The following is a 12,446-nucleotide window of genomic DNA, read 5'->3' on the forward strand; positions in this document are numbered from 1 at the left end:
CGTCACCACGTGTCGACGAACCGACGGCGTTCGGGCGCCGTGGCCGCCCGCGGATCCGGGTGCGGGGTGTGCTGGGCGAACGTCATGGTGATCCAGCGGCGGGTGTCGGCGGGGTCGATCACGTCGTCGACCTCGAAGGTGGTCGCCGCGCTGAGCGCCTTGCCCTGCTCGTAACTCTGCGCAAGGAGCTCGTCGTACGTGCGCTGCCGCTCCTGCGGGTCGGCGACGGCCTCGAGTTCGCGGCGGTAGCCGAGCCGGACGCCGCCTTCCAGGCCCATCGGGCCGATCTCGCCGGTGGGCCAGGCGACCGTCGCCGTGTGGGCGCGGAAGCCGCCGCCGGTCATCGCCATCGCGCCGAGGCCGTAGCCCTTGCGCAGGACGGCGGAGAAGACCGGGACGCCGAGGTGGGCGCCCGCGACGAACAGCCGGCTGAAGTGGCGTACCGTCGCCGTCTTTTCGGCGTCGGGGCCCACCATGAACCCGGGGGTGTCGCACAGGGTGACGACGGGCAGGCCGTGGGCGTCGCAGAGTTGCAGGAAGCGGGCCATCTTGTCGGCCGCGTCGCTGTCGATGGCACCGCCGAGGTGCTGGGGATTGTTGGCGACCACGCCCATGGGGCGGCCTTCGACCCGTACGAGCGCGGTGATGACGCCGACGCCGAACCGGGGCCGCAGTTCGAGGACCGAGCCGGTGTCGGCGAGGAGGGTGACCGCCTCGCGGACGTCGTACGCGCGCAGCCGGTTCTCGGGGACGACGTGCCGCAGGAGGCGCTGGTCGGCGCAGTCCCATTCGGTCAGGTCGCCCTGGAAGTAGGAGAGGTACTTCTTGGCCACGGCGACGGCCTCGGCCTCGTCCTCGACCAGGATGTCGACGACGCCGTTCGGGACCTGGACCGACATCGGCCCGACCTCCTCGGGCAGGAACTGCCCGAGGCCGCCCGCCTCGATCATCGCGGGGCCCGCCATGCCGACCGAGGCGTCGGCCGTCGCGATGATGACGTCGCAGCAGCCGAGGAGCGCGGCGTTGCCCGCGAAACAGCGCCCGGCGACGACGCCGACCGTCGGCACCTGGCCGCTGAGCCGGGCCAGCGTGGCGAACGTCGGCACGTCGAGGCCCGCGACCGCCATGTGGTCGGTGTCGCCCGGGCGTCCGCCGCCGCCCTCGGCGAAGAGCACGACCGGTATCCGCTGCCGCTCGGCGAGTTCGAGCATGCGGTCGGTCTTCTTGTGGTTGAGCATGCCCTGCGTCCCGGCGAGGACCGTGTAGTCGTACGCAAGGACCGCGCACTGGCCGCGCCGTTCGCCGAACAGCTCGCCGTTGACCTGGGCCACGCCGGTGACGATGCCGTCGGCGGGGGTGTTGGCGATCAGGTCGTCGAGGGTCCTGCGGCGGCGCTGAGCGGCGATGGCCAGGGCGCCGTACTCGGTGAAGGTGCCCGGGTCGCACAGGTCGGCGAGGTTCTCGCGGGCGGTGCGGTGGCCGGTGCGCCGGCGCCGCTCGACGGCCTGCGGCCTGGCTTCGTCGAGGCCGACGCGGTGGCGCTCGACGACCTCGGCGAGGTCCGGCCTGATCGCGTCGAGATCCACCTCGGCCGCCGCCTGCCCGGCGTTCTCGCTGTCCGACGACGGTGTGAAGACGACGAGTTCGGCCCCCGCGGGCACGACGTCACCGACGCTCGCGCGGACCTCCCGCACGACACCGCCGCGGGGCGCGGTCAGGACGTGTTCCATCTTCATGGCTTCCAGCACGACCAGGGGCGCGCCCGCGGCCACCTCGGCGCCCGGCGCCACGCACACCTCGACGACGCTGCCCGCGGACGGGGCGGTGAGGGCCGAGCCGTGGTTGTCCCGGGAAGGGGCGGCTCCCGGTACGAGCTTGTCGAGGTGCTCGTTGACGAACGCGGTCGTCACCGTGCCGTCCCGGAAGGCGTCGTGGCGCAGGACGGCGCGCAGCAGCGGAACGTTCGACGGGACCCCGGCGAGCGTGAACTCGTCGAGGGCCCCGGCCGCGCGCGCGGCCGCGTCGGCGAAGTCACCGCGATGGGTACGGGTGACCACCTTGGCGACGAGCGAGTCGTACGACCCCGTGATGTCGAGTCCCGCGCGGCCGTGGGTGTCCACGCGCACGCCGGGGCCGCCGGGTGCCTCGAAGGCGGTCAGGGTGCCCTGCGACGCACGGGCCGTGCCGTCGGCGGACAGCTCCTCCAGGTTGACGCGGGTCTGGATCGCGAAGCCGCGCGGCTCGGGGATGTCGCCCTGGAGCAGGCCCAGTTCGGCCAGGGTCCTGCCCTGGGCGAGGCGCAGCTGCGTGGCGACCAGGTCGACGCCGGTGAGTTCCTCGGTGATGGTGTGCTCGACCTGGAGCCGGGGGTTCGTCTCGATGAAGTAGTGGGCGTCCGGGTCGTCCGCGTCGACGAGGAACTCGAAGGTGCCGAGGCCGAGATAGCGGGTCGCGGAGGCCATCGTGAGCGCCGCTTCGATCAGCCGGTCGCGCGCGGGGGCGGGGAGCCAGGGGCTCGGGGCGACCTCGATCAGCTTCTGGTTGCGGCGCTGGACCGAGCACTCCCGGTCCCACAGGTGGGTCACCTGGCCGGTGCCGTCCCCGACGACCTGGATCTCGATGTGCTTGGCGCGGGGCAGCAGTTGCTCGACGTACACGTCCCCGTTGCCGAAGGCGCGCTCCGCCTCGGAGCGGCAGCGTTCGTAGGCCCAGGGCAGGTCGGAGGCGTCGCGCACGGCGCGCATGCCGCGGCCGCCGCCGCCGGCGACCGCCTTCACCATGACGCCGTCGCGGACGCCGGCGAGGAACTCCGTGGCCTCGGCGAGCGAGGTCGGGGCGTCGGTCGCGCCGAGGACGGGGACGCCGTGCCGGACGGCGAGCGCGCGTGAGCTCGCCTTGTCGCCGAAGAGGGCGAGGAGCTGCGGAGTGGGTCCGACGAAGGTGAGGCCTGCCGCCGCGCACGCCTCGGCGAACGCGGCGTTCTCGCTCAGGAACCCGTAGCCGGGGTGGACGAGCCCGCACCCGGCGCGGCGCGCGACGTCGACGAGCTGTGCCGCGTCGAGGTACGCGGCGACGCCCTCGCCCCTGAGCAGGTGGGCCTCGTCGGCCAGGCGCACATGGGCCGCGTCGCGTTCCTCCGCCGTGTACACGGCCACGGTCCGCAGGCCTAGCGCCGCCGCGGCCCGGTGGATGCGCACCGCGATCTCACCGCGGTTGGCGATCAGGACACCTGTCTGGACATCTGTCTGGACGCCTGCCCGAACACCTGCCTGGACACCTGTCATGGGACGTCTCCTCCACGGGCCGGTACGTGACGGCTTCCGGACCCGCCGGGGAACGGCGGACGGACCGGTGCGTTGACGTTGGTGTCAACGTCAACAGCGGCTCCAGTCTGCGTTGACGCTCCCGTCAACGTCAATATCCTGAGGGCATGCCGATCGCGAGAAACTCCTGGACCGTGCGCGACAAGCTCGACCGCCAGGACAGTGCCACCCGCGCCCGCCTGCTCACGGCGGCCCGCACGGTCTTCGAGCGGCGCGGCTACGCACGCACGACGATCGCCGACATCACGGCGGAGGCGGACGTCGGCCGCGCCACGTTCTACGTCTACTTCGCCTCCAAGCAGGACGTCTTCGCCGTGCTCGCCGCGGACCTGCGGGACCGGTTCCTCGCCGCACAGGAGGCCACGGGCCCCGACGCCGAGGACCCGTACCTGCTCGCCGAGCACACCAACGCCGCGTTCCTGGACGCGTACGTCGACAACCTCGCGTTCCTGACGGTGCTGGAACACCAGTCGCTCACGGATCCGGCGATGCGGGGGCTTCGCGACGAGATCCGCGACCGGCCGCGCGGGCGCACCGCGCGCTACATCGCCCGCCTGGTACGGCAGGGCCTGGCCGAGCCCGCCGGGTCACCGGAGTCCGTGGCCGCCGCCGCGGGCGGCATGGTCGCGAGCTTCGCCCAGACCGTCGCGGCCGACCCCACGACACGCGACCGGGCCGTCGCCGAGCTGACCGCGATGTACCTGCGGCTGCTCGGGCTCACGCCCCGGGCCGGACAGCGGCCACCTCAGGACGTGTGACGCCCGCCCCCGTCAGCCGTACGGCTCTCCCCCGCTCGCGTCCCGCCACCGCTCATGTGTTGGCTTGACCAAAGCGTCCGGACGGAGGGGGAAGTTCCTCATGGAGACACCGCGTGCGCCCTACGGCCAGAACCCCGGCTACGGGCAGGATCAGCAGCACTTCTACGGGCCCGACCCCGCGCACCCCGGCTACCCGGACTACGGGCCGACCGTCGACGGCCCCGCGCCACCGCCCCCGCGATCACGCGTCGACGCCCGCAAGGTCTGGTCCGGCGGCGTGATGACCGCGCTCGTCGCCGCCCTGACGGCGGTCGCCGGGATGCTGCTCGTGCGCGGAGTCCTCGGCATCGCCGTGTTCGCGCCCGAGGGCGACGGCGCGATGGGCGACGCCTCCACGGGCCTGCTGGCCGGTGGCGCCGCCGTCGCGGCCCTCGTCGCGACGGTGCTCCTGCACCTCCTGTGCCTCGGCACGCCGCAGCCCTGGCGGTTCTTCTCCTGGATCGTCACGCTTGCCACGTTCGTCATGGTGCTGCTGCCCTTCACCACGTCGGCGGACGTCGCGACGAAGGTGGGCACGGCCGCCGTGTTCGCCGCCGTCGGACTCACCATCGGGATCCTCCTCACCCCCGTGGCCCGCGGGGCGGTGCGCGGGCGCTGACAGCGCCTGACAGCGCCTGACCGGGGGTCCCGCCCCCGCCGCGGGCCGGTGAGCACGCCCGGCTACCGTGGCGCCATGGAACTCATAGGTGAGATCACCGCCGGCCGCCCCCTGCTCGTGCTGGCCGTGAAGGAAGAGGCGCAGTTCCTCGACACCGGTCTCCCGGTCCTGCTCACCGGCATGGGCAAGGTCAACGCGGCCACCGCCCTCGCCACCGTCCTGGCCCGCGGCCCCCGCCCCTCGGGCATCGTGAACCTGGGCACGGCGGGCGCGCTGCGCCCCGGATGGACGGGCACCCATGTCATCGGCTCCGTGCTCCAGCACGACCTCGACGACGCCGTGCTCGCCTCGCTCACGGGCGAGACCTACGGTCCGCCGATCGAACTGCCCGACCGCGACGGCCCCGCCCTCGCGACGGGCGACTCCTTCGTCTCCGACGAGACGGCCCGCGCGCGCCTGGCCGAACTGGCCCCGCTGGTCGACATGGAGGGCTACGCGCTCGCGTCCGCCGCCCAGCAGGCCTGCGTCCCGCTGCGCATCGTCAAACACGTGAGCGACGAGGCGGGCGACGGCGCGGCGCTGACGTGGCGCGAATCGGTCGCCGGGTGCGCGCGCGTCCTCGCCGACTGGGCCGCGCGGAACCTCCCAGTACACCCCTGACCGACTCCCCCGGCGGGTGCGGGCGACCGCGATGAGATGATCGCGGCCCATGTCCCCGCGCGTGCGGCGGCTCTTCCGCAGAGGCCGCCGGGCGCCCTCCGACCGAGACGAGCACGCCTTGGGAACGCGGCCGACGGCCCCGGCCATCCGCACCGACCCCTCCCCCGCCGACGTACCGCCCGCCCCGCATCCCTCATGGACGTCGGCCCTGCGCCGTACCCCCGTGTCGATGTGGCGCGACGACGTGTCGGACTGGGCCGCGGCGCTGACGTACTACGCGATCCTCGCCCTGCTGCCCGCGCTCCTTGTGACCGTCTCGCTCATCGGCCTGGTCAGTCCGGCCACGACGGACGAGGTGATCGCGCACGTGACGGCCTGGGCGCCGGCCGAGTCGGGCGGGGCCCTGCACGACGCGCTGCGTCACATGGCGCACGAGCGGTCCGCAGCCCTCACGGTCACGATCGCCGGAGCGGTCAGCGCCGTGTGGTCGGCGTCCAGTTACTCGGCCGTGTTCCGCAGGGCCCTGCACGCGATGCACGGCGTGCGCGACACCCGGCCGGTGTGGCGCAAGGCCCACCGCATCCTCCTGACCGCCTGCACACTCCTCGCGCTCCTCATGACCAGCGCGCTCGTCCTGGTCCTGAGCGGTTCCCTCGCCCAGTCGCTCGGGCGCCGTCTCGGCCTCGGCGACGCGGGGGCCGCGGCCTGGAACCTCCTCAAGTGGCCCGCGCTGCTGTGCCTGGTGGCGCTGCTCGTCCTGGTCCTGTTCCGGTCGGGGCCGCCCGCCGCCCGTGGGTGGCGGCACGGTGTGCCCGGCGGCGTGCTCGCCGCCCTGATCTGGCTCACCGCGTCCGCCGGCTTCACCTTCTACGCCGCGCAGTTCGGCACCTACAGCAAGCTCTACGGGTCCCTCGCGGGGGTCGTCGTCTTCCTCGTCTGGCTGTGGGTGTCGAACCTGGCGCTGCTGGCCGGCGCCCAGTTCGCCGTCGAACTGGACCGGGCCGCGCCCCTCGCGCCGCGCGTCAGCGCCTGCGACGCAGCGCCTGCGGAGTGAGGTCGGCCAGAGTCGGATAACCGTCGACCGCCATGATCAGGTCGGTCTCGGCGAGCAGGGACCGCAGTACGTGGACGATGCCGTCGACGCCGCCGAGCGCGAGCCCGTAGGCATAGGGGCGGCCTATGCCGACCGCTGTCGCGCCGAGCGCGAGCGCCTTGACGACGTCGGCCCCGGAGCGCACACCCGAGTCGAACAGCACGGGCAGTCCGTCGGCGGCCTCGACGACGTCCGGCAGGGCGTCGAGCGCGGCGAGTCCGCCGTTGGCCTGCCGGCCGCCGTGGTTCGAGCAGTAGATCCCGTCGACGCCGCCGTCCCTGGCGCGCCGTACGTCCTCGGGGTGGCACAGGCCCTTGACGAGGAGCGGCAGGCTGGTGAGCGACCGCAGCCAGGGGAGGTCGTCCCAGGTCAGCGGGTTGCCGAAGACGCTCGCGAACTGCATGACGACGGCCTGTGTGTCGTCCTCGCGGCCCACGGGGAGCCGGGAGCGGAAGACCGGGTCGGAGGTGTAGTTGCCGAGGCAGTGGCCGCGCAGCTGGGGGAAGTTGCCGGTGGACAGGTCGCGGGGCCGCCAGCCGGTGACCCAGGTGTCGAGGGTGACGACGATGCCCTTGAAGCCGGCCGCCTCGGCCCGCCGGACGAGGCTCTCGGCGAGGTCGCGGTCGGTCGGCGTGTAGAGCTGGAAGAAGCCGGGGGTGTCGCCGAACTCCTTCGCGACGTCCTCCATCGGGTCCACGGACAGCGTCGAGGCCACCATCGGAACTCCCGTACGGGCGGCGGCCCGTGCCGTCGCGAGGTCCCCGTGCCCGTCCTGCCCGCAGAGCCCGATCACGCCGACGGGACACATGAACAGCGGGCTCGCGAGCTTCAGCCCGAAGAGGTCCACGGTCAGGTCGCGCCGGTCCGCTCCGACGAACATGCGCGGTACGAGTCCCCACTGCTCGAACGCGGAGACGTTGGCCCGCTGGGTGAACTCGTCGCCCGCGCCGCCCGCGACGTAGGACCACACGGAGGGGGCGAGCGCGGCGGCGGCCCGTTCCTCCAGCTCCGCGAAGGCCATGGGCAGGGTCGGGACGACACCCCCGAGCGCCTCGAAGTAGATCTCGTGCTGGTAGTCACCGAACTGCTGCGCCATCACGGCCACCCTCCTCGTCGACCGCCACCGGGTCCTGGCGGTGGCGATCAGACACTAGTGCGCATGGGGCCGGCTGTGGGGTGCCCGTGGAACGCGGGGTCAGGTCCGCGCCCCCGGGCCGTTTCGGGGACGGCTACACGCCGGAGGGCATGCGCCGCACTGCGGCCTGTGTCTGCTCCCGGCGATCCTGCGGTGGGAGACGCCGGCGACGCCCTCCTCGGCGATGTGGTCGAGGGTGGCGGCGAGCATGCGCTCCAGATGGGTGCGCGGGTCGCCGGCGAAGTAGTCCGTGGTCATGGGCATGCGTACGATCGCACCCTCCGGAATGCACGAACGTACTCTCCATTCACCGGCCCGCTGACGCCGACCGGATGAACTCCGCGAGGGCGGCCCGGTACTCCTGCGGGTGGGTGATGTGCGGGATGTGGCCCGCGCCCTCGAAGGTGTGGCGCTGCGTGTGCGGCAGGGTCGCGGCCAGGCGGTCCATGACCTTCGAGAACCAGGTGGGGCTCACGCTGCCGCGGCTCAGCAGTACGGGCACGGTGCAGGCGGCGAGCCCGTCGACGTCCAGTTCGGCCCAGGACGGGTCGGTCTGTTCGTCCAGCCACGTCTGGGCGTTCGTCACGAACGTCTCGCGCAGGGCAGCGGGCAGTTGGTCCCACATTCCGGGCCCCAGGGCCACCTCCTCCACGAACAGACGCGCACCCTGCTCGTCCTCCCCCTTGCGGAGGTGGTCCATCACCGCGTCGCAGGAGATCATCGTCGGTTGCACCTGGGCAAGGGACTCCGGATCGTCGGCCACGACGCCCACCAGCGGGGGCTCGTGGACCGTGATGCTGCGGAACAGCTCGGGCCGGCTTGCGGCCAGGCCGAGGACGACCGAGGCGCCGAAGGAGTTGCCGGCGACGTGCGCGGGGGCGTGGCCGAGCTCCTCGATCAACGCCGCGAGGTCGTCCTCGTCCTGCCTCCGGGTGCCCTGGCCCGGCACCTTCTCGCTCTCGCCATGACCACGACGGTCGTACGAGACCACGGTGAAGGACGCGCGGAGGTCCGCCTCGATCGCCGGCTGCCAGCTCGTGTGGTCGTTCCACGAGCCATGGACGAGTACGAGCGGCTCGCCGTCCCCCACGGTCTCGTAGAAGAGATTCACGCTGTTGGCGTGTACCTGTGGCATGCCGTGCCTCCTCGGAGAGATGCAGCGGACGCCCGGTCCCGGAGCGCCGCCACAGAGGTCTCTACCGCACCACCCCACGCCACACTCGCCGCCGCGCCGCACGTGATCTCTACCGCGCGTCACTGACAGCACCACCTGTCAGCCGCGCGCACTGCGGCTGGCTACGCACGCCGCCGACAGCTGGATCGGGGAGACAGGCCCTAGGCGTCGAGGGACTTCGCGACCTCGCGGATCACATCGAGGACGAAGTCAGGATGCGAGAGCATGGGAACGTGGCTGCTGTCCACGGGACGGACATTGGCGCCCATGCGCTCGGCGGCGGCCCGCTCAAGGTCGGGGTGCACGGTACGGTCGTTGTTGGCGACGATGAACCAGCTCGGCTTCGTCCGCCAGGCAGTTCCGGGAACCTGCTGGTTGAACAGGTCAGCCACTGGCACAGCGCCCGTCGCCAGGACGAGCTTCTGCTCCGCTTCCGGGAGGTCGCCGCAGAAGTCCCGGAGCCCCGAAGGCTTGAGCCACACGCGGCCGTCAGCGACGTCCACGTGCTCGAAGATGGGCGTGCGGGGGAATTTGTCCTGCTGTTCCTGCGACGTCTCGTCCTCGTCCGGGGCGAGCGCGGCGATGTACACCAGAGCGCCGACGCGGTCGTGGGTGCCCGCTTTGGTGATCAGGGTCCCACCGTAGGAGTGACCGACCAGCACGATGGGGCCGGGGACGTGGTTGAGCGTGAAGTTGACGCACGCGACGTCGCTTTCGAGCGAGTCGAGGCCGTGCTGTGAGGCGAAAACCTCATGGCCTTCAGCCTGGAGCGTGGGGATGAGCTTGTTGAAGCACGACCCATCCGCCCAGAGTCCGTGGGCGAAGACAATGCTGGGCTTGCCCGCCATGACATTTCCTCCTACGGAGAGATCAAGTATGGAACGTTGCACCACATTGCCCGTTCAGTGCCCAGTTTTTTGTGTGAGGGCCAGGTGTGTCGCCACATCCCCATCGTTGGGCCTACGAGGTTGAACTGCCTTCAGGCCCTGGGGTTGATGACGGTGACGCCGCTTCGGGCTTCCAGCGTTGTGCGCAGAGTTGCGTCCTCCCGGGTGAGGCGCTCGTAGATGTGCTTTCGCGGCGGTCTTCCCACCCGGGGTGTGTCGGGCGCTGCCCGCGGGCGCGTTGCAGTTGGGGCAGTCGTGACGTTCGACCGCCGATGCAGCCTGATCGGGCGTGAAGTCCATGACGGCAGCCTCTAAGAAATGCCTCGCACAACATGTGGGCTTCGAGAGGACTTTCGCGAAAGGCGACTTGCGGAAACATGGGCACTCCGGGGGGGCTCGGTAGTGCAGGATCGCCCATCCGCTCGACGAGGCAGCCGGCGCCTTCGGAACTCAAGGCGGCCGCCGGAACCCGCACCATTCCCGAACCGTAGGATTCCGTCCTGTCTTCGAAACCTTAGGATTCCGCATCACCGGCCTCACGGCACACCTGGTCGCGAGGCCGGCACAGCACTCCCCGCACCGCTCACCGCACCTCCTGGAGACCTGATGTACGCCGTCACCGATCCGTCCACCGGCACGACCACCCAGACCTACCCGACCGCTACCGACGCCGAGGTGGCAGCGGCCGTCGACGCCGCCCACGCGGCCACCGCCTGGGGACGCAGCACCTCCGTGGCCGAGCGTGCCGCGCTCCTGCGCCGGCTCGGGGATCTGCACGCCGAGCACCGCGCCGAACTGGCGGCAAGCATCGTGAGCGAGATGGGCAAGCCCCTCGACGAGGCGGAGGGCGAGGTCGACTTCTGCGTCGACATCTACCACTACTACGCCGACCACGCCGAGAAGTTCCTTGCCGACGAGGAGCTCCCCGTCACCTCCGGCCCCGGCCGCGCCGTCATCCGGCGCAGCCCGGTGGGTGTCCTGCTCGGCATCATGCCGTGGAACTTCCCCGCCTACCAGGTCGCCCGGTTCGCCGCCCCGAACCTCGCTCTGGGCAACACCATCGTCCTCAAGCACGCCCCGCAGTGCCCGGCCACCGCGGCGCTCCTCGAGCGGCTGATCACCGAGGCCGGCTTCCCCGCAGGCGCGTACGTCAACGTGTACGCCACCAATGAGCAGATCGCCGACGTGATCGCCGACCCGCGCGTCCAGGGCGTGTCCCTGACCGGCTCGGAGCGGGCCGGCGCGGCCGTCGCCGAGATCGCCGGTCGGCACCTGAAGAAGGTCGTCCTCGAGCTCGGCGGTTCAGACCCGTTCATCGTGCTGTCCACCGACGACCTCGACTCCGTCGTCGACTCCGCCGTCTCCGCCCGCCTCGACAACACCGGTCAGGCCTGCAACGCCGCCAAGAGGTTCATCGTCACCGCCGGTCTCTACGACTCGTTCGTGGAGAAGTTCACCGCCTCGCTGCTCGCCCGCCAGTCCGGGGCTCCGTTGTCCTCGGTCGCCGCGGCCGACACCCTGGAGCGCCAGGTGGCCGCCGCCGTCGAGGAAGGCGCGACGCTGCACACCGAGGGCGAGCGCAAGGGTGCCCACTTCCCGGCCGGTGTCCTCACCGGTCTCACCACCGAGCACGCCACTGCACGCCAGGAGCTCTTCGGCCCCGTCGCCATGGTCTTCCGGGCGGCCGACGAGGAAGACGCGCTGCGGATCGCCAACGACACCCCGTACGGCCTCGGCTCGTACGTCTTCACCACCGACCCCGAGCAGGCCGCCCGGGTCGCCGACGGCATCGACGCGGGCATGGTGTTCGTCAACGGCGTCGGCGCCGAGGGCGCCGAGCTGCCCTTCGGCGGCATCAAGCGTTCCGGCTTCGGCCGCGAGCTGGGCCGCCCGGGCATCGAGGAGTTCGTCAACAAGAAGCTGATCCGCACGGTGGCGTAGGCAGCGACGGACCTGGGGGCCGTGACCAGGCAGTCCCCGTGAGGCGCTCGTCGGGGCGCAGGTTCACCCGTGCATCTGCCTCCAGCCCCCAGGTCCCGACAGCTCGGACTCAGAGGTGGCACAGACCGATCCACGCGACCAGACCAGGGGCTTTGACCGGGGCGCCAGTCGGTCGGGACGGTGACGCCAGGTCGACCGGCTGTTCGGGTCAGCCCGATCGCCCAGGGCCGCAGGGCGCAGTCGTCATCGTCGTGGCGAGCAACCAGAACGCGCTACCGACGGCCGCGCCATAGGCAAGGTGTGCTCCGAGGTCCAGGGCCACCACCTTGGCTTCGTACTCCCAGATCGGCTTGTAGAGACCCGCGACCGGCAGGAGAACGTAGTCGCCGGCGAACACTGTGATGCCGAAAGGCACCCCGTACGCGGGACGGGGCACCGGCAGCGATCCGGCCACGATGCCGTACACGGCGCCCAGCCCCGATCCGTAGCCCCAGTGCGCAACGGTACCGACGAGCCAAGCCGAGCGGTCGGGGAGTTCACGTTGAGTGAACCCTTCGATCACCCGCTTGGCCACCTGCCCAGGGGCCGGTGCCTTCTCCCAGGACTCGACCGGCGCGAATTCCCACGCGACAGGGCTGTCCGTGCCGCCGCCACGGCGGTACTTCAGGTAGTGAACGGCGTCCAGGCACACTGTCCCTACGGCCCCGGCCAACAGGCCGGCCGCCGCTGCCGCAAGCGGAGTCATCCTGGTCAACGATGTACGCATGGCATGTTCTCCTGTCCTGTTTCACCAGCGAGGTCATCGCAGGACGAGTTG

Annotated in this window: 10 protein-coding genes and 1 pseudogene; 5 read left to right on the forward strand and 6 right to left on the reverse strand. The window is 71.6% G+C overall.

From position 1 onward, the window contains the following. Window positions 1-2: 2 nt before the first annotated feature. Window positions 3-3,284, reverse strand: a complete 3,282-nt coding sequence (locus EOT10_RS23000; protein WP_127830182.1) for a carboxyl transferase domain-containing protein — start codon at window positions 3,282-3,284, stop codon at window positions 3-5. Window positions 3,285-3,430: 146 nt separating this feature from the next. Here EOT10_RS23000 and EOT10_RS23005 point away from each other — a divergent pair, with 146 nt between their 5' ends. The 4 genes from EOT10_RS23005 to EOT10_RS23020 all read left to right on the forward strand — a co-directional run bounded on the left by EOT10_RS23005 (window position 3,431) and on the right by EOT10_RS23020 (window position 6,453). Next, window positions 3,431-4,081 (forward strand): TetR/AcrR family transcriptional regulator, encoded by a 651-nt coding sequence (locus EOT10_RS23005; protein WP_127830183.1) that lies wholly within the window; start codon window positions 3,431-3,433, stop codon window positions 4,079-4,081. Between the two features lie 100 nt (window positions 4,082-4,181). Further along, entirely contained in the window at window positions 4,182-4,739 is a 558-nt protein-coding gene (locus EOT10_RS23010) for a DUF6069 family protein (protein ID WP_223281151.1), read from the forward strand. A 75-nt stretch (window positions 4,740-4,814) separates the two neighbouring features. Beyond that, complete coding sequence (locus tag EOT10_RS23015) at window positions 4,815-5,399, forward strand: nucleosidase (protein ID WP_127830184.1); 585 nt, start codon at window positions 4,815-4,817, stop codon at window positions 5,397-5,399. Between the two features lie 118 nt (window positions 5,400-5,517). After that, window positions 5,518-6,453, forward strand: coding sequence for a YihY/virulence factor BrkB family protein (locus tag EOT10_RS23020; RefSeq protein WP_431313314.1), 936 nt, complete (start codon window positions 5,518-5,520; stop codon window positions 6,451-6,453). Here the strand turns inward: EOT10_RS23020 and EOT10_RS23025 are convergent. The 4 genes and pseudogenes from EOT10_RS23025 to EOT10_RS23040 form a co-directional block, all read right to left on the reverse strand. Next, a complete protein-coding gene (locus tag EOT10_RS23025) occupies window positions 6,422-7,588 on the reverse strand; it encodes an alpha-hydroxy-acid oxidizing protein (protein WP_127830186.1) in 1,167 nt (388 codons plus the stop codon). The genes EOT10_RS23020 and EOT10_RS23025 overlap by 32 nt on opposite strands. 180 nt (window positions 7,589-7,768) lie before the next feature. Further along, window positions 7,769-7,885: pseudogene (locus tag EOT10_RS42085) on the reverse strand (sugar O-acetyltransferase); the annotation flags it as partial. 49 nt (window positions 7,886-7,934) lie between these two features. Further along, window positions 7,935-8,762, reverse strand: a complete 828-nt coding sequence (locus EOT10_RS23035; RefSeq protein WP_127830188.1) for an alpha/beta fold hydrolase — start codon at window positions 8,760-8,762, stop codon at window positions 7,935-7,937. A gap of 200 nt (window positions 8,763-8,962) precedes the next feature. Further along, a complete protein-coding gene (locus EOT10_RS23040) occupies window positions 8,963-9,649 on the reverse strand; it encodes an alpha/beta hydrolase (protein WP_127830189.1) in 687 nt (228 codons plus the stop codon). A 645-nt stretch (window positions 9,650-10,294) separates the two neighbouring features. Between EOT10_RS23040 and EOT10_RS23050 the strand changes: the two genes are divergently transcribed. Next, a complete protein-coding gene (locus EOT10_RS23050) occupies window positions 10,295-11,629 on the forward strand; it encodes an NAD-dependent succinate-semialdehyde dehydrogenase (protein WP_127830190.1) in 1,335 nt (444 codons plus the stop codon). Window positions 11,630-11,837: 208 nt separating this feature from the next. Here the strand turns inward: EOT10_RS23050 and EOT10_RS23055 are convergent, their stop codons facing one another. Beyond that, window positions 11,838-12,395, reverse strand: a complete 558-nt coding sequence (locus EOT10_RS23055) for a hypothetical protein (RefSeq protein ID WP_127830191.1) — start codon at window positions 12,393-12,395, stop codon at window positions 11,838-11,840. Window positions 12,396-12,446 lie beyond the last annotated feature (51 nt).

Source organism: Streptomyces antnestii, from assembly GCF_004005495.1.
In the GTDB taxonomy this organism is placed as follows: Bacteria; Actinomycetota; Actinomycetes; order Streptomycetales; family Streptomycetaceae; genus Streptomyces; species Streptomyces antnestii.